The sequence below is a fragment of the Collinsella sp. AM20-15AC genome (genome assembly GCF_003471405.1).
In the GTDB taxonomy this organism is placed as follows: domain Bacteria; phylum Actinomycetota; class Coriobacteriia; order Coriobacteriales; family Coriobacteriaceae; genus Collinsella.
Map to the genome: position 1 here is coordinate 99,105 of NZ_QRJA01000001.1, position 25,755 is coordinate 124,859.

21 protein-coding genes and 5 tRNA genes are annotated in these 25,755 nt (G+C 58.8%); 24 read left to right on the forward strand and 2 right to left on the reverse strand.

The window, feature by feature from the left end; genetic code table 11:
• Positions 1–6 precede the first annotated feature (6 nt).
• From rsmI to proC, 8 genes are all read left to right on the forward strand, one after another.
• Positions 7–885: a 16S rRNA (cytidine(1402)-2'-O)-methyltransferase gene (gene rsmI / locus DW233_RS00455; protein WP_118266166.1), complete on the forward strand. Its 879-nt coding sequence runs from the start codon at positions 7–9 to the stop codon at positions 883–885.
• 69 nt (positions 886–954) lie between these two features.
• The gene (gene metG, locus DW233_RS00460) at positions 955–2,556 is read left to right on the forward strand and encodes a methionine--tRNA ligase (protein WP_118266167.1); all 1,602 of its coding nucleotides are present in this window, start codon (positions 955–957) and stop codon (positions 2,554–2,556) included.
• A gap of 110 nt (positions 2,557–2,666) precedes the next feature.
• Complete coding sequence (gene rsmA / locus DW233_RS00465; RefSeq protein ID WP_118266168.1) at positions 2,667–3,527, forward strand: 16S rRNA (adenine(1518)-N(6)/adenine(1519)-N(6))-dimethyltransferase RsmA; 861 nt, start codon at positions 2,667–2,669, stop codon at positions 3,525–3,527.
• Complete coding sequence (locus tag DW233_RS00470) at positions 3,517–4,434, forward strand: TatD family hydrolase (RefSeq protein ID WP_118266169.1); 918 nt, start codon at positions 3,517–3,519, stop codon at positions 4,432–4,434. The genes rsmA and DW233_RS00470 overlap by 11 nt, the downstream gene beginning before the upstream one ends.
• Positions 4,435–4,477: 43 nt before the next feature.
• Positions 4,478–4,564 (forward strand) — tRNA-Leu (locus tag DW233_RS00475).
• Between the two features lie 289 nt (positions 4,565–4,853).
• A complete protein-coding gene (locus DW233_RS00480) occupies positions 4,854–5,792 on the forward strand; it encodes an SPFH domain-containing protein (protein WP_055250521.1) in 939 nt (312 codons plus the stop codon).
• Between the two features lie 6 nt (positions 5,793–5,798).
• Positions 5,799–6,269: a 23S rRNA (pseudouridine(1915)-N(3))-methyltransferase RlmH gene (rlmH, locus tag DW233_RS00485; RefSeq protein ID WP_117563694.1), complete on the forward strand. Its 471-nt coding sequence runs from the start codon at positions 5,799–5,801 to the stop codon at positions 6,267–6,269.
• Positions 6,270–6,342: 73 nt separating this feature from the next.
• Complete coding sequence (gene proC / locus DW233_RS00490; RefSeq protein WP_089572672.1) at positions 6,343–7,113, forward strand: pyrroline-5-carboxylate reductase; 771 nt, start codon at positions 6,343–6,345, stop codon at positions 7,111–7,113.
• Between the two features lie 158 nt (positions 7,114–7,271).
• On the opposite strand, the gene DW233_RS10305 is transcribed toward proC, so the two are convergent.
• On the reverse strand, positions 7,272–7,445 hold the full coding sequence (locus DW233_RS10305) for a DUF6724 family protein (protein ID WP_168170424.1): 174 nt from the start codon (positions 7,443–7,445) through the stop codon (positions 7,272–7,274).
• A 111-nt stretch (positions 7,446–7,556) separates the two neighbouring features.
• On the opposite strand from DW233_RS10305, the gene serS reads away from it, so the two are divergent.
• From serS to DW233_RS00525, 6 genes are all read left to right on the forward strand, one after another.
• Positions 7,557–8,840: a serine--tRNA ligase gene (gene serS, locus DW233_RS00495; protein WP_117637377.1), complete on the forward strand. Its 1,284-nt coding sequence runs from the start codon at positions 7,557–7,559 to the stop codon at positions 8,838–8,840.
• Positions 8,841–9,467: 627 nt separating this feature from the next.
• Positions 9,468–9,544 (forward strand) — tRNA-Arg (locus tag DW233_RS00505).
• A gap of 356 nt (positions 9,545–9,900) precedes the next feature.
• Positions 9,901–9,977 (forward strand) — tRNA-Arg (locus DW233_RS00510).
• 189 nt (positions 9,978–10,166) lie between these two features.
• A tRNA-Arg gene (locus DW233_RS00515) sits at positions 10,167–10,243 on the forward strand.
• Between the two features lie 353 nt (positions 10,244–10,596).
• Positions 10,597–13,038 carry a lipopolysaccharide assembly protein LapB gene (locus DW233_RS00520; protein ID WP_118266171.1) on the forward strand — a complete coding sequence of 814 codons (2,442 nt, stop codon included), beginning with the start codon at positions 10,597–10,599 and terminating at the stop codon, positions 13,036–13,038.
• A gap of 94 nt (positions 13,039–13,132) precedes the next feature.
• A tRNA-Ser gene (locus DW233_RS00525) sits at positions 13,133–13,223 on the forward strand.
• A 320-nt stretch (positions 13,224–13,543) separates the two neighbouring features.
• Here DW233_RS00525 and DW233_RS00530 read toward each other — a convergent pair.
• Positions 13,544–14,884 carry a D-alanyl-D-alanine carboxypeptidase family protein gene (locus tag DW233_RS00530; RefSeq protein WP_158567770.1) on the reverse strand — a complete coding sequence of 447 codons (1,341 nt, stop codon included), beginning with the start codon at positions 14,882–14,884 and terminating at the stop codon, positions 13,544–13,546.
• Positions 14,885–15,081: 197 nt separating this feature from the next.
• Between DW233_RS00530 and DW233_RS00535 the strand changes: the two genes are divergently transcribed.
• From DW233_RS00535 to htpG, 10 genes are all read left to right on the forward strand, one after another.
• Complete coding sequence (locus DW233_RS00535; protein ID WP_117799972.1) at positions 15,082–15,777, forward strand: response regulator transcription factor; 696 nt, start codon at positions 15,082–15,084, stop codon at positions 15,775–15,777.
• Between the two features lie 25 nt (positions 15,778–15,802).
• Positions 15,803–17,041 carry a sensor histidine kinase KdpD gene (locus DW233_RS00540; RefSeq protein WP_118266173.1) on the forward strand — a complete coding sequence of 413 codons (1,239 nt, stop codon included), beginning with the start codon at positions 15,803–15,805 and terminating at the stop codon, positions 17,039–17,041.
• Positions 17,042–17,144: 103 nt separating this feature from the next.
• Positions 17,145–18,020: a phosphate ABC transporter ATP-binding protein PstB gene (gene pstB / locus DW233_RS00545; RefSeq protein ID WP_192934545.1), complete on the forward strand. Its 876-nt coding sequence runs from the start codon at positions 17,145–17,147 to the stop codon at positions 18,018–18,020.
• A 64-nt stretch (positions 18,021–18,084) separates the two neighbouring features.
• Entirely contained in the window at positions 18,085–18,813 is a 729-nt protein-coding gene (locus tag DW233_RS00550) for a response regulator transcription factor (protein WP_089572665.1), read from the forward strand.
• A 3-nt stretch (positions 18,814–18,816) separates the two neighbouring features.
• On the forward strand, positions 18,817–20,241 hold the full coding sequence (locus DW233_RS00555; protein WP_118266174.1) for a cell wall metabolism sensor histidine kinase WalK: 1,425 nt from the start codon (positions 18,817–18,819) through the stop codon (positions 20,239–20,241).
• 195 nt (positions 20,242–20,436) lie between these two features.
• Positions 20,437–21,093, forward strand: coding sequence for a YveK family protein (locus tag DW233_RS00560; protein ID WP_055250503.1), 657 nt, complete (start codon positions 20,437–20,439; stop codon positions 21,091–21,093).
• Between the two features lie 2 nt (positions 21,094–21,095).
• The gene (locus tag DW233_RS00565) at positions 21,096–21,833 is read left to right on the forward strand and encodes a CpsD/CapB family tyrosine-protein kinase (protein WP_055250501.1); all 738 of its coding nucleotides are present in this window, start codon (positions 21,096–21,098) and stop codon (positions 21,831–21,833) included.
• 17 nt (positions 21,834–21,850) lie between these two features.
• The gene (locus DW233_RS00570) at positions 21,851–22,501 is read left to right on the forward strand and encodes a tyrosine-protein phosphatase (protein WP_055250497.1); all 651 of its coding nucleotides are present in this window, start codon (positions 21,851–21,853) and stop codon (positions 22,499–22,501) included.
• A 39-nt stretch (positions 22,502–22,540) separates the two neighbouring features.
• Positions 22,541–23,041 carry a GNAT family N-acetyltransferase gene (locus DW233_RS00575; protein WP_117637372.1) on the forward strand — a complete coding sequence of 167 codons (501 nt, stop codon included), beginning with the start codon at positions 22,541–22,543 and terminating at the stop codon, positions 23,039–23,041.
• Positions 23,042–23,243: 202 nt separating this feature from the next.
• Entirely contained in the window at positions 23,244–25,268 is a 2,025-nt protein-coding gene (gene htpG / locus DW233_RS00580; RefSeq protein WP_118266175.1) for a molecular chaperone HtpG, read from the forward strand.
• Positions 25,269–25,755 lie beyond the last annotated feature (487 nt).

The window sequence follows — 25,755 nt, forward strand, 5'->3', positions numbered from 1 at the left end:
GTTGATATGACGCAAAACAGCGCCCATACGGGCAAACTCTATGTGGTCGGCACGCCCATCGGCAACTTGGGCGACCTGTCCCCGCGCGTTGGCGAGGCGTTTGCCGCCGCCGATGCCATCTGCTGCGAAGACACGCGTGTGACGTCAAAGCTGCTGATGCACCTGGGCATTTCCAAGCCGCTTGTCCGTTGCGACGAGAATGTGATCGCCAGCCGCGCCGCCGGCCTGGTCGACCGCCTGCTGGCGGGGGAGACCCTCGCTTTTGCCTCGGACGCCGGCATGCCGAGTGTGTCCGATCCCGGCCAGGCGCTGGTCGAGGCGGCGCGTGAGGCCGATGTGCCCGTTGAGGTTATTCCTGGGCCTTCTGCTTGCGTCACGGCACTCGTATCGTCCGGTATCCCCTGCGAGCATTTCTTCTTCGAAGGCTTTTTGGGTCGCAAGCACGGCGACCGCGTGCGCCGACTGCAGCGCCTTGCCGTCGTCCCCGGCGCGCTCATCTTCTACGAGTCTCCACATCGCATCGTGGCGACGCTCGAGGCCGTGGCTGAGGTCTTTTCCCAGCGCGATGTCGCCGTCTGCCGCGAGCTCACCAAACTGCACGAGGAGGTCCTGCGCGGATCTGCCGCCCAGCTTGCCGAGGAGCTGCGTGCCCGTGGCGAGGTAAAGGGCGAGATCGCGCTGGTCATCGCGCCGCCGAGTGAGGACGAGGACGCCGGTATCGCGCCGGTTGGTGCCGCGGCAGCGGATCCCGACGAGGCCCTGCGCGAGGATATCCGCGCCGCGCTCGAGGAGGGGGAGCCCGCGTCTGCGGTGGCCAAGCGCCTGTCTCAGAAGTATTCGCGCCGCAAGCGCGATGTCTATGCCATGGTGCTCGATATGCAATAGATGGAGGATATCCAGCCCTTGCGCTAGAATCATCCCCTGTATGCAACGTTTTTCTGGAGGACAAACCCCATGGATCAAAGCAAGCCTTCGTTCTTTATCACGACGCCCATCTACTACGTCAACGCCGATCCGCATCTGGGCACGGCTTATTCCACCATCATCGCCGACGTTCAGGCTCGCTATCGCCGCTCTGCCGGCTATAACGTCAAGTTCCTGACTGGCATGGACGAGCACGGCGAGAAGGTCGCCGAGGCCGCTGCCAAGCACAACATGACGCCGCAGGAGTGGACCGACAGCCAGGCTCCGCACTTCAAGGAGCTTTGGAGCAAGCTCGAGATCTCCAACGACGACTTCATTCGCACCACCGAGCCGCGCCAGCATCACGCCGTGCAGTATCTGTGGGAGCGCATGAAGGAGTCCGGCTACCTGTACAAGGGCAGCTATGACGGCTGGTACTGCGTGCCCGACGAGACCTACTTTACCGATACGCAGGTCCAGAAGGGTGACGAAGAGTATGGCAGCGTCGGCCAGCACCTGTGCCCCGATTGCCACCGTCCGCTCGAGCGCGTGCAGGAGGAGTCCTACTTCTTTAAGCTCTCTGCGTTCCAGGACAAGCTGCTCAAGCTCTATGACGAGCACCCCGACTTTGTCGAGCCTGCGTTCCGCATGAACGAGGTTCGCAGCTTTGTCGAAGGCGGCCTCAACGACCTTTCCGTAAGCCGTACGAGCTTTGACTGGGGCATTCAGGTCCCGTTCGACGAGGGCCACGTGACCTACGTGTGGTTCGACGCGCTGCTCAACTATATGACCGCCGTCGGCTACGGTGTCGACACCGACGAGGCTCGTGCCGAGCTTGCCTATCGCTGGCCCGCGCAGTTCCACATCGTTGGCAAGGACATCATCCGCTTCCACTGCGTCATTTGGCCCGCCATGCTCATGGCCATCGGCGAGGCCCTGCCCGAGCACGTCTTTGCCCACGGCTTCCTGACCGTGCGCAATGCCGAGACCGGCAAGGCCGAGAAGATGTCCAAGAGCCGCGGCAACGCCATCGCTCCGCAGGATGTTATCGACATGCTGGGTGTCGAGGGCTATCGCTACTACTTCATGACCGATGTCGTTCCCGGCACCGACGGCGCCATCAGTTTCGATCGCATGGAGCAGGTCTACAACGCCGATCTGGCCAACAGCTGGGGCAACCTCATTTCGCGCTCGCTCAACATGAGCGCAAAGTACTTTGACGGCTGCGCCCCGGCTAAACCGGCGTCTGCCGACGCGTTCGATAACCCGCTGGCAAAGATTGCCGACGGTTTGGTCGACCGCTACATGGCCAAGATGGACGTGCTCGATTACGGCGGAGCCAAGGATGAGGTCATGGAGCTCATCCACGCCGCCAACCACTACATCGAGGACTCCGAGCCCTGGGCGCTTGCCAAGGACGAGGCCAAGGCTGACGAGCTGGCATTTGTGATCTACAACCTGCTCGAGGCCATCCGCATCGCCGCCCACCTGCTGATGCCGCTCATGCCCCAGACTTCTGCCGAGGCTCTGCGCCGCCTGTCCTGTGAGGGCGAGGCCGCGAGCGACGACCTCAAGGGCATTTGCGCTTGGGGCCTGCTTGCTGGTGGTCAGCCCGTCGAGAAGGGCGATCCGCTGTTCCCGCGTCTGGCGTAGAGACTTCGCGAGCGCCATATCGGCAATTTGCTGTTTAGATGTAAGGGCATGGCCGCAACGGTCCATGCCCTTTCGTTTCAAGACGCCGCCATCATGCTAAGGAGGCAACCATGACAACTTCGCCTTTGGCAAACCCCACGGCCACCAGGGAGCTGCTGGAGGAGTTTGGCCTTGCGACCAAGCATCGCCTGGGCCAGAACTTTCTAATCGACAATCATGTGATCGAACGTATCTGCGAGCTTGCCGAGCTTGCAGGTGACGAGCGCGTACTCGAGGTGGGTCCAGGTTGCGGTACGTTGACACTTGCGTTGCTGCAGGAAGCGGCGTGCGTTACGTCCATTGAGGCCGATTCCGAGCTTGAGCCGGTGCTCGATGCCCACGCCGCCGACTATGCCAACTTCCGCTTTATCATGGGCGACGCGCTCAGGGTGACGCCGGGGCAGATTGAGCAGGCTGCGGGCGGTGAGCCGACGGTATTTGTCGCGAACTTGCCCTATAACGTGGCGGCGACGATCATTTTGCAATTTTTCCAGACGATGCCGGCGCTCAAGCGCGCCGTCGTCATGGTGCAAAAGGAGGTTGCCGATCGCATTGCCGCAGTGCCGGGCAACAAGACCTATGGCGGCTATACGGCAAAGCTTGGCCTGTATGCGCAGGTAACGGGTCGCTTTGAGGTGCCGCCGCGTTGCTTTATGCCGGCGCCACACGTGGACTCGGCCGTCGTGCGTATCGACCGTGTTGACGGCGTGGTGCCCGAAGGGCTCGATCGCGACTTTGTGGCTCGCGTGATTGATGCTGCATTTGCTCAGCGTCGCAAGACCATCCGCAATTCCATGAGCGCCAACGGCTTTGCCAAGGACGTGCTCGATGCCGCCTTTGAGGCTTGCGGTATCGCACCCACCACGCGCGCCGAGACGCTCGGCGTCGCCGACTTTGTGTGCCTGGCTCGGGAGCTTTCCCATGACGCTTAATGCCGAACGCGTGACGTTTACAAAGAAAAAGAAGACGGTTGCTTGTCCCGTGCCCTTGGCACCGCTTGCCGACACACATGCGCATCTGCTTTCGTTCTGGGGCAAGGATGTGCCCGAGACACTCGTGCGTGCCAAGGCGGCAGGCATCGACCTGTTGGTGACGGTCTTCGACCCCATCGCCGACAAGCGCAGCGTGACGGACTATAGCGACTGGCTGACGCGCGAAATTCTGCCGATGCAGGATATCCCGCAGATCAAGTATCTTGCCGGCGTGCATCCGTATGGCGCGCCGGACTATACCGACGACATTCACGCGCAGGTTGTTGCTGCGCTTGATGACCCTTTGTGCGCCGGTATTGGCGAAATCGGTCTGGACTACCACATGGATTACGACGACGACGTCACGCCGGCGCCCCACAGCGTGCAGATTGATTGCATGGCACGTCAGCTCGAAGTCGCCGTGCGCTGCAATGTGCCGGTGGAGTTGCACCTGCGGCACGAGGACTCGGATGGGGAGCGCACCTCGCATATGGATGCGTACAACGTGCTTCGTGAGGTGGGCGTGCCCCAGGCCGGTTGTGTGCTGCACTGTTTTGGCGAGGACCGCGCCACGATGGAGCGCTTTGTGGAGCTGGGCTGCTATATCGCCTATGGTGGTGCGGCTACCTTTAAGCGCAACGACGACGTGCGCGAGGCATTTGCGGCAACCCCACTCGATCGAATTTTGTTCGAGACGGATTGCCCGTATATGGCTCCGGAGCCCATCCGCGGTCTTGAATGCGAGCCCGCAATGATCTCCATTACGGCAAACGCGCTGGTTAACGACCGTGTCGATCGCACTGGTGAGGACGCCGAAACAATCGCGCATGCCGCTTGGGAAAATGCCTGCAAACTTTTTCAAAAATAGTTCTTGCGTTCGCGGTGGCGCTCCGTTATTCTAATTCCTGCACGCGGGCGTGGCGGAATTGGCAGACGCGTACGGTTCAGGTCCGTATGGGGGCAACCCCATGAAGGTTCAAGTCCTTTCGCCCGCACCATTAAATGAAAGAGCTCCCAGCAATGGGAGCTTTTTTGTTATGTGCTCATCGCAGGGACTTGAACCTGTGAAGGAGCGAGCGTCAAGAAAACGCGGAGCGTTTTTAGCGAGCTGGCGAGTCCGCCGGCAGGCGGGCGAAGCCGGTGCGGATCCGCGAAGCGGATACGCGGACGTCCTTTCGCCCGCACCATTGATTGAAAGAGCTCCCAGCAATGGGAGCTCTTTTTGTTATGCACGATCTCCTTGGACGGGTATCCTAGTACCAACGTGTGCCTATTAGAGGAGAGACCATGCTGTTTTCCGGTATCATCGCCGCCCTTACCAGCCTTTTGATTCCCATCATCATCCTGTTGCTGCTGCTCCCCAACGCCTGTTATGTCGTTGAACAGCAGCACGCCGTAATCATCGAGCGCTTGGGTAAGTTCAACCGTATCGTCAACGCGGGCTTCCACGTGAAGGTGCCCGTGATCGACCGCAAGGCCGCCACGGTGAGCCTGCGCACCATGAAAAACGGTTTTGGCATCGACGTTAAGACCCAGGACAACGTGACCATCGGTCTTGAGGTCTCCGCTCAGTACCACGTGAGCTACGACATGGGCGCCGGCCCGGCAGATTCGGGCATCTACAAGAGCTACTACATGCTGCAGGAGCCCGTCGACCAGATGCGCGACTTCATCACCGACGCCCTGCGCTCCTCCATCCCCGTCTACACACTCGATGAGGTCTTTGCCAAGAAGGATGACATCGCCAAGGATGTCAACGCTACCGTTTCCGAGCAGATGGCCGCCTACGGCTTCACCCTCGTGTCGACGCTCATCACCAAAATCGCACTGCCGACCGAGGTTGAGAACTCCATGAACGACATCAACGCTGCCCAGCGCAAGCGCGCTGCCGCGCAGGAGCTCGCCGAGGCCGACCGCATCAAGCGCGTCACCGAGGCGACCGCCGAGGCCGAGGCTATGGAAAAGGCGGGTGAGGGCATCGCCAACCAGCGCAAGGCCATCGCGCTGGGTATCAAAGATTCGCTCGAGATCATCCAGGAGACGGGTGTCGGCAATGACGAGGCCAACCAACTGTTCATGTTTACGCAGTGGTCCGAGATGATGACGGAGTTCGCTCGCACGGGTAAAACCTCGACGGTCGTGCTGCCGAGCGACTTTTCGCAGTCGGCCTCGATGTTCGAGCAGATGCTGGCCGCCGGCAAAGTTCAAAACGATTCGAAGGAGTAGACGCGCGTGAAATACACCGTCGTTTGCGTCGGTAAGCTCAAGGAGCGCTTTTGGAAGGACGCGTGCGCTGAGTACACCAAGCGCCTAGGTGCCTATGCCAAGGTGGATATCCGCGAGGTGGCCGATATCGACCCGGCTAAGGCGGGCGGCGTGGATGCCGCGCGCGACAAGGAGGGGGCGGCGATTCTTGCCGCCTTGCCATCTCGAGCGCATGTGATCCTGCTGGCTATCGAGGGCAAGGAGCGCTCGAGCGAGGAGTTTTCGGCGAGGCTCGACGATCTTATGCTGCGAGGCAGCAGCGACATTGCCTTTGTAATCGGCGGTTCGGACGGCGTGAGTGATGACGTGCGCGCACGAGCCGACGAGATGCTCAGCTTTGGACGCATTACCTTGCCGCATAACCTGGCGCGTGTGGTGCTGCTGGAGCAGATTTACCGTGCCTGCAAGATCAGTCGTGGCGAGCCGTATCACAAATAGGTCGGCAATACGAAACAATGGCGTGGGACAATACCTTTCGTTTTGAGGAATGTGTCTGAAAGGACTATGCGATATGAAGATTGGATTTGTCGGTTTTGGCAATATGGCGAGCGCTATGGCCGATGGCTGGATCGCTGCCGGTGTAGCTGCGAGCGACATGTGCGCCTGCGCGGGTCGCTACGACGCACTGGTTGAGCGCTGCGAGGCGCGCGGCATGGTCGCCTGCCACGATGCCGCCGAGGTTGTCGCCGCATCCGATATCGTGGTCGCTGCGGTCAAACCGTACATGATCGAGAAGGTATTCGCCCCGCTCAAGGATGCTCTTGCCAAAAAGGTCGTTCTGTCGGTTGCCTGGACCTGGGACAGTGCCAAGTGGGAGCAGGTCCTGCCGGGCGTCGCGCATATCTCGACGGTGCCCAACACGCCGGTTTCGGTGGGCGAGGGCGTCATCGCCTGCGAGAAGGCTTCGACGCTTAACGACGAGCAGCGTGCTGTGGTGCTCGACCTGCTCGGTAAGCTTGGCGCTGTCGTCGAGCTCGACACAAGCCTGCTGTTTGTGGGCGGCACGGTGGGTGGTTGCGCTCCGGCGTTTGTCGCCATGGCAATCGAGGCCCTGGGCGATGCGGCGGTCAAGCACGGTATCCCGCGTGCGGATGCTTATCGCATTGTGAGCCAGATGGTGCTGGGTACGGCAAAGCTGCAGCTTGCAACTGGCCAGCATCCTGCGGCGATGAAGGATGCCGTATGCTCGCCCGGTGGTGCCACCATCAAGGGCGTCGTTGCGCTCGAGGACGCCGGCATGCGCAGCGCCCTGGTCAAGGCAATCGACGCAACCCTCCAGTAAAACCGACCAAAAAAGGGACAGGTTTATGTTGGCAGGTTTTTCCTGCGGTTTTGTCCTTTTAGCGAAAAGTGCCCCGCAACTGGCTCAATTCCAGTTGCGGGGCACTTGCGTTTGCCCAGATAAAACCGACCAAAATAAACCTGTCCCTTTTTGGCAGGTTAGTCCCAGAAGCTGTCTTCTTCGTCCTCGGACTTGGGGCCGCGGTCGACATACATCTTATGGGTGCGCTTCTCCATTACAAAGGCAATAATCGCAAACAGCAGGATGCCGCCGGCGAAAAGGATGGCAAAACCGGTGCGGGTGCCAAACAAAAAGGAAAAAACTGCGTCCATTGGGTGCCTTCTTGCGTAGTTGAGTTGGGTCGTAAACGCTCATAAGTATATACTTGCCCATACATGTACAAGGTTGCAACCTAAATGGAATGTATATCGCCGGAGGATCTAATGCTTGATATCAAGTTTGTTCGTGAGAACCCCGATGCCATCGATGTCGCCATGGCTAACCGCCAGACGTCTTGGGATCGCGAGAAGTTCTTTGAGCTCGACGACGAGCGTCGTGCCGTCATCACCGAGGTCGAGGAACTTCAAGCCACGCGCAATGCCGAGTCCAAGAAGATCGGCGCCCTGATGAAGGAGGGCAAGAAGGACGAGGCCGAGGCCGCCAAAGAGGCCGTGCGCGCCGTCAACGAGAAGATTGACGGTCTGGCCGAGCGCCGCACCGCCCTCGAGCAGGAGCAGTACGACTTCATGGCTCACCTGCCCAACATTCCTTGCGAGGCCACGCCGTACGGCAAGGACGAGGACGAGAACATCGAGCGCCGTCGTTGGGGCACCCCGCGCGAGTTCGACTTCGACTTTAAGCCGCACTGGGATCTGGGCACCGACCTCGACATCCTTGACTTCGAGCGCGGCAACAAGCTCTCCGGCAGCCGCTTCACCGTTCTCGGTGGCGCCGGCGCCCGTCTTGAGCGCGCCCTCATCAACTTCTTCCTCGATACGCACACCAGCCGTGGTTTTAAGGAGTGGTGGCCGCCCATCGTCGTCAAGCGTCAGACCATGTTCGGCACGGGCCAGCTGCCCAAGTTCGAGGACGACGCCTATCACGTCTCGGGCGACAACTTCCTGATCCCCACCGCCGAGGTCGTGCTCACCAACCTGCACGCCGGTGAGGTCCTCGACGCCGATACCCTGCCGCGCCGCTACACCGCCTTCACCCCCTGCTTCCGCGAGGAGGCCGGCTCCGCTGGTCGCGATACCCGCGGCATCATTCGCCAGCACGAGTTCGACAAGGTCGAGATGGTCAAGTTTGCCAAGCCGGAGGAGTCCGACGAGGAGCTCGAGAGCATGACCGCCGAGGCCGAGTTCCTGCTGCAGCAGCTGGGTCTTCCGTATCGCGTGATTAGCCTGTGCACCGGCGACCTGGGCTTCTCTGCCCGTCAGACCTACGACGTCGAGGTCTGGCTGCCGAGCTACAACGCCTACAAGGAGATCAGCTCCTGTTCCAACTGCGGTGACTTCCAGGCCCGTCGCGCCAACATCAAGTATCGCGACCCCGAGAACTTCAAGGGTTCGCGCTATCTGCACACCCTCAACGGTTCCGGTCTGCCGGCTGGCCGTACCATGGCAGCCATTCTGGAGAACTACCAGAACGCTGACGGCACCATCACGATCCCCGAGGTTCTGCGTCCCTACATGGGCGGCCTCGAGAAGATCGAGCCGGTCGCGTAGATTGGCTGCATAAGCGATTTGCTAGGGCACTCCTTTTTGGGGTGCCCTTTTTGTGTGCGGCCATACCATGCTGTGCGGACAGCTCAATAGAAAACACACGAACAACTGTTCTGTATACAGCCATCTACCTGCTATGCTTTTACTAGATAAGAGCGAGAGAAAGGGGACGCGATGGAGCTGTTTGATGATCGGGTGGTTTTGTTTGAGAGCGACGAGGGCGGGGAGTACCTGCTTGTAACGTGTGAGCCGTCTGGCATGGGTGGCCTGGTGGTTCGACAGACGAGCGGGGGGGCCGTTGACGCAATGGTGCTACGAGGAGTCGCCTCATGTGGTTGAGACGTTTGTGGCGCACGAGGGGCTTGTGGCCCTAGAGCATTTCTATGGGGTCCAGACATCTAATCAGGTTGCTCGCATGTTGAGCATCTCGTTTGCCGATTATGATTGTGCCCAGCGGGTGAGATCGCTCCTGAGGGAACTTGATGCTAAGTTTGACGTGATCGAAAAGCCAATCGATCGTACGGGGAACGACGGTATATGCGGAGCAGCATGACAAGACTGCGTTCCACAAAAAAGTTTGAAATTGTGCTTGACTCCAATAAGCTAAAGTGGTTTTATATGTCATGCGCTGCGGCGTTACCTCAGCTGGATAGAGGGTCTGACTACGAATCAGAACGTCATAGGTTCGAATCCTATACGCCGCACCAATTGAAATTTAAAGCCTCCGGCAACGGGGGCTTTTCTTTTATGGCAACACCGCATGGATTCGAACCTCGGTCGAGGCGCGAGCGTGAAGCGGACGCGGAGCGTCCGTAGCGAGCGGGCGAGCACGCCGGCAGGCGGGCGAAGCCGGCGCGGATCCGCGGAGCGGATGCGCGGAATCCTATACGCCGCACCAATTGAAATTGAAAGCCTCCGGCAACGGGGGCTTTTCTTTTATGGCAACACCGCATGGATTCGAACCTCGGTCGAGGCACGAACAACTTAATTATCACTCCGTAAAATTTTTTTCTAATTGTCGCTTGACCCATCGGGGGCTCGCGTGCATAATAATTCGTGCGTTGCGGCGTTACCTCAGCTGGATAGAGGGTCTGACTACGAATCAGAACGTCATAGGTTCGAATCCTATACGCCGCACCAACTGAACTTTAAAGCCTCCGGTAACGGAGGCTTTTCTTATATGTCGACATACTTGAGGAGTTGCTTTCGCCGTGTTTGAAAGTATCGAGTCGATCGACTGCATCAAATGATTAAAAATCAAATTCGATAACTTTTTTTGAAAAAATGCTTGACCATTATTCAGTCCCTGTGCATAATAATCAACAAGTCGCGGCGTTACCTCAGCTGGATAGAGGGTCTGACTACGAATCAGAACGTCATAGGTTCGAATCCTATACGCCGCACCATTTGAGATTAAAGCTCCCGGCAACGGGGGCTTTTCTTTTACGTAAACACCGCATTGATTCGAACCTCGGTCGAGGCGCGGGCGTAAAGAAAACGCGAAGCGTTTTTAGCCCGCGGGCGAGCACGCCGGCAGGCGGGCGAAGCCGGTGCGGATCCGCGCAGCGGATGCGCGGAATCCTATACGCCGCACCATTTGAGATTAAAGCTCCCGGCAACGGGGGCTTTTCTTTTGCGCCAGCTTGAGTGCTTTCGTCCAAAGGGACGATTTCCTGTCGACTCGTGTAAGATTCCGAGTAGATGTCGCGACTTATTCGCGACCACTCCTTCTTCAAGCGACCGATCAGGGTGATATTTCGTGGCAGAGCGTCCGACATACAAGCTCAGGTTTCTCGATCCCAAAAAGCGCTTTCCGACGATGCCCGAGCAGCCTGCGGGACGCTCATATGGCGTGGTCTGGAAACTCTTTGGCGAGGATCGGCATGAATCTTGTTATGTCGTCGAATTTGTTGGCAAAAGTTATGTGTCGCTTTTGGGCTACGTAAGCGTTTCGGGTGAGGTGTACAAGGTGGACCGCCCCGTCAGCGAGGCTCCGCTGCCCAACGATCCCGACATGGAACTGGTCCTTGACGAGTCGGACTCCGGTATTGGTGAGATTGTGGTTCGGGGAGCCAACGGCACAATGCGCGCGTGCGCGCGAACCGTCGGCTCTCCCGAAGGCCCCATGCGCGAGCAGTCCGACCACGAGACATGGAATTCGACCCGCTCCCTTCCTTACGGCGAGTTCATGGCATCGATGTTCCTGCGCTACGTGATATTCGCTGACTCCGAAAATGCCATTGCGAGCACGGCGGACGCCGGCGGACTCGACGAGGGTATGCAAAATGTTATCGACAAGATCAAGCTCGTAAAGTTGCCCGAGCCGGTCGAGGTGTTTTTGGGCTTTAACACGGCACCGCTCCCTGATGCTATCGAGACGCTGCTTTACCGCGTTGACCATGCCGAGAATCCGAGCGGTATCGAGCGCTATGCCGCTGCCCTTATGAGTGAAATTGACTTGCCCCGCCTGCGCACCATCGCTGCCAAGTCCGAGATGAGCCTGGCTCGCATTGATCGTTCAAAGCTTTTCTATCTCAATTTTGATCGTAGCCTGCTGGACCAGGACGAGATTGACATGCTGCTTGCCATCGAGTGCCGTCTCAACCGCCTCTCCGGCATCCTTGAGCGCATCGGGGCTGGATTGGTCCCCGCGGCCTCGTCGCCGAGCCTTGAGGGCTGCGCGCTCTTTGATGCGTGGCATATCGCTAAGACGACCAACGATGTTCCTCGACTGCTCGATACGGCCTCGAGCGATAACCCGTGGGGCGAACCGGGTACGGTGGCTTGCCAGCCGGGCGGTGAGTGGGATGTGCGTACCCGCTTCGCGCGTATTGTCGAGGCGCTTAACGTGGTCACGCGGCTCGACTATACCTATCGGGCAAACGTTGCCGAGGGGATTATGCTCGTTCGGTTTGGGCAGTCTGTCGTTGATGCCATGCCGCAACGTGAATACGACGCTCAAGATGACGCCTGGCACGAGCTGGACGAGGACACGCGCACGATCTGGGCCGCGGAGCACGATGCGCGCGTGGCGCTCACGCTTGCGGCAGCGTGTTTTGCCGCGGGCACCTGCATCACGCGCTGCTATGTGCAGATTGCTGCTCCCGACAGTGAGCAGGGCGAGTGCGTTGTTGCAACGTATTTCTTTGGGCGTGCGGCCTATCTGGCCGATTGCGTGCCTGTCGCCAAGGATCTTGAGAGCATGGACATGGACGATATGCCGTGCAAGCGTGTGCTTGAGGCGTATGAGTCAACCGCTCCGGAGACGATTGAGCCGGCGGAGGTTCATGCTCGTCCGCGTGATGACCATCGCATGCTGCCGCCGGCGCTGCGCGATCTGCTGCTTGCCGATACGGCTGACGAGCTGGAGGTCATGGAAGAGGACGACGACCCATACGTGGCCCGTGTTGTTGAATTGCGCGAGCAGGCAAAAGTCGACCGTACAGGTGCTTTTGAAGGCTTTTCCCGTCTTGTCGAGGAGTTGGAGGCCAAGTGCGCCGTCGCCGAGCTTTTGGCGACAGGTCCGGTTCAAACGCAGTTTTGCGATAACCAGCTGGTGCGCATGGTGCTACCGGTGTTGGAAGAAGACCGCTCTGTGCGAATCCTTCGTGCGCCCGATGCGCTGTACTTTGCCCAGCACGAGATCTGCAGCTTTTACGCCGAGCAAGAGGACTTTGAACGAGCACTGCCCGAGGTGCGCCATCTTTACGATCTGGCGCGCTCGTCCATGCAGTCGCACTTTGCGCTCATCAACGTGCTTGCGCGTCTGGAGCGCTTTGACGAGATTATCGAGGTGGCGCGCCACGGCCTACGTATTGCCAGCGATCGTTCTGCAATCGGCTACCTGTTCTATCGCTTGGCGTTTGCCTATTGGAATTGCGATCAGCTCGACCTGGCGCTGGCTTGTTACCGTCTGGTGCCGCGCGGCGAGGAGTCGGGCAGCAGCGCGCTGGAAGAAATGCAGGGCCTTATGAACGAGATGGGCGTCAGCGAGCCTCCGACGTTCGAGGAAGCGGTCGAGACCATCCACAAGGCTGGACTAGAGCTGCCGCCAGTGTCCGCCGTGACGAATCAGCTGGCAGATGCCGCTGTGCAACTGGTCGACAACGGTTTCTTTTTCCTGGCGCGCGGTTGTATCTTCCAAATGTGGCGCACCATGGGCAACGACGAGCTCGGCTCCCTCAACCGCTCGCTGGGGTAGGGGCGAAAACTGCAAGGAGGAAAGGCCGCCGGGCAATTAGAAAATTCCCTCTTGCCCAACTTCGACTGTTTGGTTACTATAGAACGGCTGTTACGGAGAGCTGACCGAGAGGCCGAAGGTGCTCGCCTGCTAAGCGAGTATGCCCCAAAAGGGCATCTGGGGTTCGAATCCCCAGCTCTCCGCCAGTACGAATTTGAAGAAGGGTCCCATTTGGGGCCCTTTTTATTATCAAGAATGGCGGCTGGGGATTCGAACCCGAGAGGGCACGGGCGTTAAGCAAACGCGAAAGCGTTTGTAGCCCGTGGGCGAAAAGCCGCCAGGCTTTGAAGCCGGAGGGCATGCGCAGCATGCCCGGACATCCCCAGCTCTCCGCCAGTACGAATTTGAAGAAGGGTCCCATTTGGGGCCCTTTTTATTATCAAGAATGGCGGCTGGGGATTCGAACCTCAAAAAAGGAGGCATCCTTTCGGACGCCTCCTTTCAGTGGACTTATTATTCTTGCGCACTACACCTCGGGCGCCTTGGCGACGGTCTCGCTTTCTGCCGTGAGCGGGCGGTTGTCGATGCGGCGGCCCAAGCGATCGAGCTTCACGAGTAGCCACTCAATGGGATTCGGCCCTGCGCCTTCCTCGTCGGCAACCAGGTCCATGACGGCGATCTTGGTGCCATCCTGCTTGAGCGTAACGCTGCCCACCTTGTCGCCCACATGCACCGTGCCCGAAAGATCGTCGTAGCTAACCTTTTCGGTCACCTCGCCGGCAAGGGAAAACACGGTCGCTTGCGCCGTAGGATCGGCGAGCGTGGCGTCGATCGTCTTATCCGTCCAGTCGGTTTGGCCAATGCGCACCATAAGTGGGTTGCCGTTGGCGGTCTTTTCCTGCGTGTTGGCGATTGCGACCGTCACCTTGTGACCGTAGTACCAATTGGCAAGGGTTGCGGTATCGGTAAAGCGCTGGTCGGTGGTGGTGGAGTTCAAAACGACGGTGTAGATCTCGTCGCCATCGCGGTTGTAGGCACCCGTAAAGCAATAGCCTGCATCATCGGTGGTGCCGGTCTTGCCACCGATGTTGCCATCTTGGCCTAGCAAATAGTTATGCGTGTCCATGGAATGCGAATGGTCGGTGCCGTCGGCGCCCGTGACCTCGATCCAGGAATCTTCGCTCGCTACGACCTCGCGGATCGTGTCGTTTTTCATGGCCTCCTGCATCATCAGCGCTACGTCGTGTGCGGTTGAGTGCATATCGCCAGCCCACTCATCAAAGTCCAGACCATGCGGGTTTTCAAAAAGCGTGCCGGTGCAACCGAGCTTCTTAGCGCGCTCGTTCATGGCTTTCACAAATGTTGCCTCGGCGTCTTTGGTCTTAGGGTCGATCTTCTTGCCCACATATTCGGCGAGCACGATGGCGGCGTCGTTGCCCGAGGGAATCATCAGGCCGCGCAGTGCCTGCTTCACGGTGAGCTCGTCGCCTTCGAGTAGGCCGGCTGTTGAATTGCCCACGGTGGCTGCGGCGTTGCTCACCGTGGCCTTCTCGTCCATCTTGCAATTCTCGACGGTTAGGATTGCGGTCATGACCTTGGTGATCGAGGCAATCTTGATCTGCTCATCGGCGCCGCGGGCATAGTAGACGGTGCCGTCTTTGCCCATGACGAGGGCATTGGTCGCATCGATATCGGGCAGGTTTTCGGCCGTGATGCCGCGCGCATCGGCGGTTTTGCCGCAAACATTGTCGGTCGTGAGTACTTGGGCGCCGGCGACGGTGGGCACGCCAGCGGCAAGGGCGATAGCGCAGACAAAGCCGGCGGCAAGCTGGGCTGAGCGCTTTGCAAAAGAGGTGAGGGACTTCACGGATTTCGCTTTCGACGGGATGGTCTCTTCTGGAACTAGAGTATATCGTTTGCCGGCGTCGGCGATCATCGCGTGCGTGCGTGGCCCACATCCGCGCCCGAACGGGCACAAGGGTGCTTAAGGCCGACTTAATCACCCACGCTTGTTGTGTGTGGCGTGCGTCGCCTCGGGCATAATGGAGCGCGAGAGGAGCACGCATGAACGAGCGCATTTTGGTAGTTGATGACGAGAAGGCCATCGCCGACTTGGTTGGTATCTACCTTACAAAAGAGGGCTTTGATGTCCAGATTGCCTATAGCGGGGCCGATGCTGCCAAGGCAATCCTGGAGCAGGAGTTCGATCTGGCACTGTTGGATGTCATGCTGCCCGATATCGATGGCTTTGAGCTACTGCGTACGATCCGTTTCAGCCATACCTATCCTGTGATCATGCTGACGGCGCGCGATGCCCAGCAAGACAAGATCGAGGGCCTTTCGCTTGGCGCGGACGATTACGTGGTTAAGCCGTTCCGTCCGCTGGAGCTCATCGCGCGCGTGCACGCTCAGCTTCGCCGCTACACCAGCTACGGTAGCCGCTCGCAGGCGGCCGAGTCGCCGACCATCCAGCTCGACGGCCTGGAGATCAACCGCGATGCTCGTTCCGTAACGGTGGACGGTGCACCGGTACGCCTCACGCCCATCGAGTATTCCATCTTGCTGTATCTGGTTGAGCATCGCGGCAGCGTGGTAGCCGTGGAGGATCTGTTCCGCGCGGTGTGGAACGAGGATTTTATGCCCGGCTCCAACAATACGGTGATGGTGCACATTCGCCACCTGCGCGAAAAGATTGGCGACGACGCTCAAAAGCCGCGCTTTATCAAAAACGTCTGGGGCGTCGGCTACATAATCGAATAGCGCCTTTGATGGTGGGGAAGTGGATATGACAAAAGACGATAGGCAGGCATTCGAGGTGCCCGATCGACTCTTTGAATACGTACGGGCAGTCGTCGACAACCGCGCGCTTGCGACGGTGCTGCTCTTTTTGCTGAGCCTGCTGCTGATTGGCATCGACAACATCGCCGGAGTCTTAGCGGTGCTGCTTGTCGGCTTTTTGCTGATCGATCGATTCGAAATCGTGCGCCGTTGCGTGGTGATTGGCGGTGCCGCGTGGGCCATGACGTTGGCGATTGGCGCCATGGCGCTCGGCGGCATCGAAGGGCCGGTGTTGTTCGATGCCGGCTTTGTATTCAACATGCTTGGCTTTGTGCTGGCGCTTGCCGTGTGCGTGCTGTTCTTTTGCGGCCGCGCCCTGTACTACCATGGCTACGAGCAGGGCGAGCAGCATGCCGATTGTGTGCTGGCCGCTCGTATTCAAGATCGCCTGATCGATCACCCCGACACCTGGGATAACATCGACGGCGACTTCTTGGAGGTCGAGGGCGCCCTTAACCGCGTGCGTGACCGTGAGCGCAAGGTGCAGCAAGCTCTGCGTGACGAGTCGCATCGCAAGGACGATTTGGTCACGTACTTGGCACATGACCTACGCACCCCGCTTGCCAGTGTGGTGGGCTATCTTTCGCTGCTGCAAGAGGCTCCTGAGCTGCCGGTTGAGCAACGTGCGCGCTTTACGGGCGTGGCACTCGACAAGGCCCACCGGCTCGATGCGCTCATCGAGGAGTTCTTCGACATCACGCGCTTTGATTTCCACGATATCGTGCTCACCCGCAGCTACGTCGATTTGGGGCTCTTACTGGCACAGGTGGCCGACGAGTTCTATCCCATTCTCAACGAGCAGCATAAGGAAGCCCAAGTTGATATTCGCGAGGACCTGACGGTGCTCGTGGATGGCGACAAGATGGCCCGCGTGTTCAACAACATCATGAAAAACGCCGTCGCCTATAGCTACGAGGGCTCGACTATCACGATTGAGGCCAGGCGCCAAGACGATGGTGGCGTGCGCGTGCGCTTTATCAATCAGGGCGATCCTATCCCTGCGGCTAAGCTCAAGGTAATCTTTGAGAAGTTCTATCGCCTGGATGCGGCGCGTGCGACCAATCGCGGTGGTGCCGGTTTGGGCCTTGCTATTGCCAAGGAGATCATCGCGGCACACGGCGGTACCGTTGCATGTGAATCGACGCCCGAACACACGATATTCACCATCGAGCTGCCCGCCGCATAGCTAGCGTGCCCTTACAAACACTTGACAATGTGCTCACGTGCGTATGAGCCGCGATTCCTACTATCGATACTGCTGAATTGATATCGATATGGAGGTGTGCGGTATGACGGCTGCTGCGGCTGTGGAGCCCACGGAGCTTGAAGAACTCATGGAAGCGCAGGCCGAGGCCGCGCATGAGCGCGAGGTTGGGGATGCGACTCGCCCCACGGCAGAGGATCTTGCCGCCTCGCCGACGCGCATCGACGTCGAGGGCCTCGACCTGTTCTACGGCGACCACCATGCGCTCAAGGACGTGAATATCAAGATCCGCGACAAGCAGATCACCTCGTTCATCGGGCCTTCGGGCTGCGGAAAGTCCACGTTGCTGCGCTGCTTTAACCGCATGAACGACGGCATCAAGGATTGCCGCATCGAGGGCAAGATTGCGCTCGATGGTCAAGATATCCTGGGCGATTGCGACATCTGCCGTTTGCGCCAGCGCGTGGGCATGGTGTTCCAACGCCCCAACCCATTTCCCATGAGCATCTACGACAACGTCGCCTACGGTCCTCGCGGTATGGGTGTGCGCGACCGCGCCGTGCTCGATGAGCTGGTCGAGGACTCCCTGCGTCGCGCTGCCCTGTGGGACGAGGTCAAGGACAAGCTCAAAGAGTCGGGCCTGGGTCTTTCGGGTGGACAGCAGCAGCGCCTGTGCATCGCCCGCGCACTTGCCGTGCAGCCCGACATTCTGCTGATGGACGAGCCGACCTCGGCACTCGACCCTGTGTCGACGTTGGTGGTGGAGCAGCTGGCCTGCGAGCTCAAGGAGACCTGCACGCTGGTGGTCGTGACGCACAACATGCAGCAGGCCGCGCGTATTTCCGATTCGGTTGCGTTCTTTTTGCTGGGTGAACTGGTGGAGCACGCGCCCACCGCGCAACTCTTCAAGAATCCGTCCGATCCGCGCACCGCGGATTATTTGACGGGGCGTTTTGGCTGACGCTGTCTTTTACAGGTGCCTTTAGGGTTAAGATGCGGTCATATCGGCCGCAAAGGGGTTCAACATGATCTATTACGTCGAGGACGATGACAACATCAGGGATTTGACAGTCTACGCGCTGCGCAAGCAGGGAATCGAGGCCGAGGGCTTTTCGTGTGATGGCGAGTTTAAAGCTGCCGTGGCGCGACGGGTGCCCGATGCTGTGCTGCTCGATATCATGCTACCCGACACCGATGGCTTGGCGATTATGCGTCGCCTGCGTGCCGATCGCCTGACGGCGACGGTGCCCATCATGATGCTTACCGCCAAGGACACCGAACTCGACAAGGTGATGGCGCTCGATGGCGGTGCCGACGATTACCTGACTAAGCCGTTTTCGCTCATGGAGCTTGCGAGCCGCTGCCGCGCACTGCTGCGTCGCGGCGGCATGGTCAAGCAGGCGAGCGATGTGCTCAGCGTGGGCGACATCGTGCTTTCGCCCAGCCATCGCGAGGTGACCGTTGCCGGCGAGCCGCTTAAGCTCACCCTGCGCGAGTTCGACCTGCTCGAGTACCTCATGCGCAAGCCCGGCGTGGTCTTTACCCGCGAGTCGTTGCTGCAGAGCGTGTGGGGCTGGGACTTCGACGGCGGTTCGCGCACCGTTGACGTGCACGTGCAGACGCTTCGCCAAAAACTGGGCGAGCATGCCAGCGCCATCGAGACCGTGCGCGGCGTGGGTTATCGCCTGGCCGAGCCTTCTGCCGGTGATGGTGCCGAAGGCGACGACACCGCGGCCACCGCATCGGAGGAGTAACCCGTGGTCTTCGCCCCCCAGGGAAAACACACGCTGTCGCACCGCGTTTTTGTGACGATCTTTGTCTGCGCCATGGCGGTTATCGTGGCGTTTACGGTGCTGGGTGCGTTCTTTGTGCAAAACACTTTGGCGGATGCCACGAGTGCCAATCTGGCGCAGGAAACTGAGCTCATTGCTGCCGCCCTCGACGAGCAACAGGAGCCCATTCCGTTCTTGCGAAGCCTCGATCGCGAGGATCTTCGTATCACGCTGATCAATAAGGACGGATCTGTTGCCTACGACAACGAGGCGTCGCCTTCCACACTGCCCAACCATGGCGATCGCCCCGAGGTCATCGAGGCCTTTGAGAGTGGTTCGGGTTCCGCGGAGCGCGCAAGCTCTACACTCGACGAGATTATGCTGTATCGCGCCGTCACCCTTGATAACGGCCAGGTCGTTCGCTTGGCGCAGGCCCAGCCTGGCGTTGCGGCGATTTTGCTGTCGATGCTGGCGCCGATGCTGCTTATCGCAGCAGCGGGTGCAGTACTCTCGTTTTTTATGGCGCGCCGTGAGTCCCGCGCCATCATCGCGCCGTTGCAAGAGGTGGATTTGGATCACCCACGCCGTAGCTATGAGCACGCCTATGCCGAGATGGTCCCCATGCTTGAGCGCATCGAGTCGCAGCGCCAGGAACTCAAGCGCCAAATGGCGGTGCTAGCGGACAACGACCGTATGCGCCGCGAGTTCACGGCGAATATCACCCATGAGCTCAAGACGCCGCTTACGGCGATTTCGGGCTATGCCGAGCTCATCGCAAATGGCATGGTCGAGGGCGAGGACGACCTGCGCAACTTTGGCGGTCGCATCTATCGTGAGGCGGGCCGCTTGGCAGCGCTTGTCAACGACATCCTTACGCTGTCTAACTTGGACGAGGCCGAACGTGCAACTGAAGGCGAGGCAGTGCCCATTGGGTCCACGGAGCCTATTGAGCTCTCGCGTGCGATCTACGCGGTTGAGCAGCGTCTTGAACAGGTTGCCCGTCAGGCGAATGTGACGATAAGTCATGAGGCCAAGCCTGTGGTCATCGAAGGCGTGTCGCGCTTGGTCGACGAGCTCATCTATAATCTGGCAAGCAACGCCATCCGCTACAATCGGCCCGGCGGTACGGTTACGCTGCAGTGCGGCACCAACGACGAAGGCCATCCGTTCCTCGCTGTCGCCGACACGGGAATCGGTATCGCGCCTGAAGAACAGGGCAAGGTATTTGAGCGGTTCTATCGCGTGGACAAGAGTAGGTCCAAGGCACGCGGCGGAACCGGCCTGGGGCTTGCCATTGTCAAGCATGCGGCCCTGTATCATCACGCCACGCTCGATCTGTCGAGCGAGTTGGGCGTGGGAACCACCATTACGGTGACGTTTCCCATACAGCAGGACGAGCCATTCGCATAGCGATACAACATAGATATTGATGTAGACGCCGCATTTGACTTTCGGGTGCGGCGTTGTTGTGCAATTTTACGATTGCTTCCGACATTTTTACAGGAGAGCCTGTTTCTTATGTATAGAGTTTGGTCTCGGTAAAAAGATGCGATAACATACGGACAGTTTTGTCAATCCGAACTGGGGAAATGAAAGGCAAGCTGCATGACCCTTCTCGAACTGTTCCAGCTGCTGAAGAAGCACCTCAAGCTGGTCATCACCCTTCCGGTGGTCTGCGCGATCGCCATGGGCATCGTGTCCTTCGTTGCGATGGACAACACCTATACCGCGACGACGAGCATGTACATTCTCGCCAAGACCGACGATAGCGGTCAGATGAGCTACAACGATCTCTCGGCGAGCCAGATGCTTTCCAACGATATCGCCACGCTGCTGGATAGCGATAGCGTTAAGAGCGGCGCCGCCAAAGAACTGGGCCTCACCGATTTGGATGACTACAAGGTGTCTGTTTCCTCCGAGACCACCACGCGTGTCATTACGCTTTCGGTTACCGGCACCGATGCCAAGGAGACGGCTGAGGTCGCAAAGGCCATTGCCAGCTCGGTGAGTACGGTCGCTCAGAACGTCGGCGCTGCCCAGAGCATCAACGTTATCGACGAGGCTAAGACCCCCGAAGCCCCCAGCGGCCCCAAGCGCACGCTGTATATTGCCGTCGCGTTCCTCGCCGGTATCTTTATCGCAGTTGCCTATGTCGTTTTGGCAGACATGCTCAATACCCGCATCCGCGGTGCCGAAGAGGCAGAAGAGCTCCTGGGTATTCCCGTTGTTGGCCGAATTCCGGCTATGAAAGGTGGTAAATAGGCATGGCTAAGGCAAAGAACACCGATAAGCTCGTTGTGCAGAATGCCGCCAAGACCCTTCTGGCCAACATCCGCTTTGCGAGCGTGGACGACCCCATTCGCACCATCACCGTTACCTCCTCGATTCCCAACGAGGGCAAGTCTACGGTTTCCATTAACCTTGCTCAGGCAATCGCCACGAGCGGCAAGTCCGTGCTCCTGGTCGAGGCCGATATGCGCCGCAGGTCCCTTTCCGATATGCTCGGCGTTCGTTCGCGCGGCGGACTCTATGCGGTCCTTTCCGAGCAGATCTCCATTGACCAGGCAATTGTCGAGACGGGTCAGAAGAACTTCTACTTCCTCGATGCCGAGCCGCACATTCCCAATCCTGCCGACATCATCGTCTCCCATCGCTTTGCCAAGCTGGTAAAGGCACTGTCCGCCAAGTTCCAGTACGTCATCTTCGATGCTCCTCCGGTCGGCACCTTCATCGATGCTGCCGAGATTGCCAGCTTGACCGACGGCGCGCTGTTCGTGGTGCGCGAGGACTTTACCAAGCGCGAAGAGGCGCTCAACGCTATCGCCCAGCTTAAGAAGTCCGAGAAGGTCAAGCTCATCGGTACCGTCATGAATTACTGTGAGACCGAGACCAGCGAGTACTACTATTCTTACTACACCAAGGACGGTAAGAAGGTTAAGAAGGGCTCCGACGATCAGGGCACTTCCAAAAAGGGCATCTTCACCAACCGAGCAAACGTTTAGTTGATTAAGGCTGACCTATGCGTGACATTCATTGCCATATCTTGCCGGGTGTAGACGACGGCGCCGCCGATCTCGAAGAGAGCTTGGCGATGCTCGAGGCTGCCAAGCGGGCCGGTGTAACCAGAATCGTTTGCACTCCTCACTGCCGTGATCCCTATTTTGATTACGACAAGATGTGGGATGCCTTTGAGCTGCTGCGCGATAACGCTGACGGTTTTCCGCTCCAGATGGGCTTCGAGGTCAACCATCGAAAGCTCGTTGAGCTTGGTATCGATGCCGCGGATCACTTGCATTTCGATGGGACCAACGAGTTTCTGCTCGAGCTTTCGACGCATGCCGATGCGTATGCGTTTAGAGAGTACGAGAACACGATTTACGATTTGCAGTGCCGTGGCTACCAGGTGATCATCGCTCATCCTGAGCGCTATCGTGCGGTTCAAAAGGATGTAAGCGTGGCGGAGCGCCTGGTCGATATGGGCTGCAAGCTGCAGGCTTCGGCGGACTTTATTGCCGGCGGTCGCTTTGGTCGCGAGAAAAAGCCGGCACAGCGCCTGTTCGATCAGAACCTGTACAGCTTCATCGCGAGCGATGCCCATAACGTGGGTCATTACGACTGCCTGGCGAAGGCTCGCGCGAAGTTTAGCGTGCGCGGAGCTCACTTTCGCTAAAATCTGTCCCTAACGTTCGCATTGAATGAAAGGGCAGCCATGGATATCCAACTTAAGACGGGATGCTTTGATGACGCGGCGTTGGTGCGCCGCGTCGTTTTTATGGACGAGCAGGGCTACGAGAATGAGTTTGACGCTATCGACGAGGATCCGAACTGCATTCATGTGACGCTCTATGTAGACGGTGAGCTTGCCGGTTGCTCGCGCGTGTTTCCCGAAGAACTCGAGCGCGCAGCTGACGCAGAGGCTCCGGTGTCGCCGGCGTGCGACTTGGACGAAGGCGTCGCGGCGGGGGAGACCTACATTATGGGGCGCGTGGCCGTGCTGCCGAGCATGCGCCGTCGCGGTTTGGCGAGCAAGATTGTCGAGGCCAGTGATACGTGCGCGCGTGATGCCGGCGCCAAGCTCATTAAGCTGCATGCGCAGGAATACGTGCTGCCGCTCTATGCCAAGGCGGGTTACACGCAGATTGCCCCGGTGGACTACGAAGACGAGGGCCAGCCCCATGCTTGGATGGCCAAGCGCGTAGATGGCAGATAGGGACGTTCCTTTCCTGCCGGCAGTCGGGGACACTCCTTGGCAATTGGCGCATCAGAGCGTTTGGACATACAGTTTTTCGATTCCGTATGTATATATGCGCGCTAATGGGTTATAAAATCTAAGTCTGAACATAGCAGGTCTGCAATGCGGCTCGGGCAACCGGGCCGTTTTTGCGGACGGGGGTAGCGCGAAAGGACTGCACATGCGTCAATTTAAGACCGAGAGCAAAAAACTGCTCGACCTCATGATCAACTCCATCTACACCAATAAGGAAATCTTCCTGCGCGAGCTTATCTCCAACGCGAGCGATGCCGTCGACAAGCTCAACTTTAAGAGCCTGCAGGACCCGAGCGTCAAGCTCGACCAGGGCGACCTGGCTATTCGTGTTTCCTTTGATAAAGATGCCCGTACCATCACCATTTCGGATAACGGCATTGGCATGACCGCCGAGGAGCTCGAGCGCAATCTGGGCACCATCGCCCATTCCGGCTCCGAGGAGTTTAAGACTGAGAACGCCGAGCAGCAGGGTTCCGATGTCGACATCATCGGTCAGTTTGGCGTGGGTTTCTACTCCGCCTTTATGGTCGCCAGCCACGTGAAGGTCGTCAGCCGCGCTTATGGCGAGGATATCGCCCACGTTTGGGAGTCCGACGGTCTTGAGGGCTACACCATCGAGGATGGCGAGCGTGCTGAGCACGGTACCGATGTCATCCTGACGCTGCGCGAGAACGAGAAGCTCGACGCCGACGGCGAGGCCGAGACCTACGATCGCTTCCTGACCGAGTGGGGCCTCAAGAGCCTGATTCAGCAGTACAGCAACTATGTGCGCTACCCGATTCAGATGATGGTGAGCAAGAGCCGCCAGAAACCCAAGCCCGAGGACGCCGGCGACGACTACAAGCCCGAGTACGAGGACTACCAGGAGCTCGAGACCATCAACTCCATGACGCCGATTTGGAAAAAGCGCAGCTCCGACGTTGAGCAGAAGGATTACAACGAGTTCTACAAGTCCACGTTCCACGATTTTGACGATCCCGCGCGCACTATCAGCTTCCATGCCGAGGGTACGCTTGAGTACGATGCGCTGCTGTTTGTGCCGGGTCGCGCCCCGTTCGATCTGTACAGCAAGGACTACGAGAAGGGCCTGGCGCTCTACAGTTCCAACGTGCTGATTATGGAGAAGTGCGACGACCTGCTGCCCGACTACTACAACTTTGTGCGCGGTGTCGTGGACTCTGCCGACGTGACGCTCAATATTTCGCGTGAGACGCTGCAACAGAACCGTCAGCTCAAGGCCATTGCCAAGCGTGTCGAGAAGAAGATCACTGCCGATCTTGAGGACATGCGCGATAACGACCGCGAGGCATACGAGAAGTTCTTTGAGAACTTTGGTCGCGGTCTGAAGTACGGCATCTACTCGAGCTACGGCATGAAGGCCGACGAGCTCGCCGACCTGTTGCTGTTCTGGTCTGCCAAGGAGCAGAAGATGATCACCCTTGCCGAGTATGCCAAGGGCATGCCCGAGGGCCAGAAGGCAATCTACTATGCCGCCGGCGATTCGCGCGAGCGTCTGGCCAAGATGCCCGTCGTGAAGGGCGTGCTCGACCGCGGCTACGATGTATTGCTGCTGACGCAGGACGTGGATGAGTTCACCTTCCAGGCCATGCGTGAGTACGTGGCTGCCGATATGCCCAAGGTCTACGAGGATGACGCTGCCCGCGAGGCTGCCGAAAAGGCCGTGGCCGACGGTGCCGAGCCCGAGGTCGAGGATCGTCATCTGGAGCTCAAGAACGTTGCGACCGGTGATCTTGACCTGGCGACCGAGGACGAGAAGAAGGAGGCCGAGGACGCCACCAAGGAGAACGAGGACCTCTTTAGCGCTATGAAGGAGGCGCTCGGTGACAAGGTCGAGAAAGTTGCCGTCTCCGCGCGCCTGACCGATGCCCCCGCTTGCATCACCACCGAGGGCCCGCTTTCGCTTGAGATGGAGAAGGTGCTCCAGAAGGGACCCGAGGGCGCGCCCGACGGCATGCCCAAGAGCCAGCGCGTGCTCGAGCTCAACGCCAAGCACCCGGTCTTCGACAAGCTTGTCGCTGCCCAGAAGGCAGGCGACGCCGACAAGATCAAGCAGTACTCCGGCTTGCTCTACGATCAGGCCCTGCTGGTCGAGGGCATCCTCCCCGAGGACCCCGTTGCCTTCGCGGCGGCTGTCTGCGAGCTTATGTAATTGGGTAGTTACGCGGTTCTACGAACCGCGTAACTACTCGACGCTGCCCTTCGTTCCGCCGTTCTAACGAACCTATTGGTTCCGTCGTTCTAACGAACGACGGACCGGTCGACGCTGCAAACGCCCCTAAGCGGCAATCTGACGTTCAATCGTCGGTCGCGTACCAAAGTACGCTTCCCTCCTCTTTCACGTCACCTTGCTCGCTCAGGGGCGTTTTCGCTGACTTATGCTCAACCTGCGACGCTTTCGTGGCCCTAAGTAGTCATTGGGGACGTTCTTAAATGACTAGTCGTTGGGGACGTTCTTGTTTGACTAGTCGTTTAAGAACGTCCCCAATGACTATCCAACGACTATTCGAACTGCTAGTTTGTGCGGGTTGTGGTTTTGTGAGCTGCGGGAATTTAAGATACTGTACATCTGTACACTAACTCATCTTCGTAGTATATTGCTACCCGCAAAACTCAGCACCATTGTGCCGCGAGGCACT

What these genes read in the sequence shown, in the direction of transcription:
- DW233_RS00480 (WP_055250521.1), top strand. Translation starts at nt 4,854, where the DNA reads ATGCTGTTTTCCGGTATCATCGCCGCCCTTACCAGCCTTTTGATTCCC.
- DW233_RS00570 (WP_055250497.1), top strand. Translation starts at nt 21,851, where the DNA reads ATGCGTGACATTCATTGCCATATCTTGCCGGGTGTAGACGACGGCGCC.
- DW233_RS00470 (WP_118266169.1), top strand. Translation starts at nt 3,517, where the DNA reads ATGACGCTTAATGCCGAACGCGTGACGTTTACAAAGAAAAAGAAGACG.
- serS (WP_117637377.1), top strand. Translation starts at nt 7,557, where the DNA reads ATGCTTGATATCAAGTTTGTTCGTGAGAACCCCGATGCCATCGATGTC.
- htpG (WP_118266175.1), top strand. Translation starts at nt 23,244, where the DNA reads ATGCGTCAATTTAAGACCGAGAGCAAAAAACTGCTCGACCTCATGATC.
- DW233_RS00560 (WP_055250503.1), top strand. Translation starts at nt 20,437, where the DNA reads ATGACCCTTCTCGAACTGTTCCAGCTGCTGAAGAAGCACCTCAAGCTG.
- metG (WP_118266167.1), top strand. Translation starts at nt 955, where the DNA reads ATGGATCAAAGCAAGCCTTCGTTCTTTATCACGACGCCCATCTACTAC.
- DW233_RS00550 (WP_089572665.1), top strand. Translation starts at nt 18,085, where the DNA reads ATGATCTATTACGTCGAGGACGATGACAACATCAGGGATTTGACAGTC.
- DW233_RS10305 (WP_168170424.1), bottom strand. Translation starts at nt 7,445, where the DNA reads ATGGACGCAGTTTTTTCCTTTTTGTTTGGCACCCGCACCGGTTTTGCC.
- rsmI (WP_118266166.1), top strand. Translation starts at nt 7, where the DNA reads ATGACGCAAAACAGCGCCCATACGGGCAAACTCTATGTGGTCGGCACG.
- proC (WP_089572672.1), top strand. Translation starts at nt 6,343, where the DNA reads ATGAAGATTGGATTTGTCGGTTTTGGCAATATGGCGAGCGCTATGGCC.
- DW233_RS00540 (WP_118266173.1), top strand. Translation starts at nt 15,803, where the DNA reads ATGACAAAAGACGATAGGCAGGCATTCGAGGTGCCCGATCGACTCTTT.
- DW233_RS00565 (WP_055250501.1), top strand. Translation starts at nt 21,096, where the DNA reads ATGGCTAAGGCAAAGAACACCGATAAGCTCGTTGTGCAGAATGCCGCC.
- DW233_RS00575 (WP_117637372.1), top strand. Translation starts at nt 22,541, where the DNA reads ATGGATATCCAACTTAAGACGGGATGCTTTGATGACGCGGCGTTGGTG.
- pstB (WP_192934545.1), top strand. Translation starts at nt 17,145, where the DNA reads ATGACGGCTGCTGCGGCTGTGGAGCCCACGGAGCTTGAAGAACTCATG.
- rsmA (WP_118266168.1), top strand. Translation starts at nt 2,667, where the DNA reads ATGACAACTTCGCCTTTGGCAAACCCCACGGCCACCAGGGAGCTGCTG.
- DW233_RS00535 (WP_117799972.1), top strand. Translation starts at nt 15,082, where the DNA reads ATGAACGAGCGCATTTTGGTAGTTGATGACGAGAAGGCCATCGCCGAC.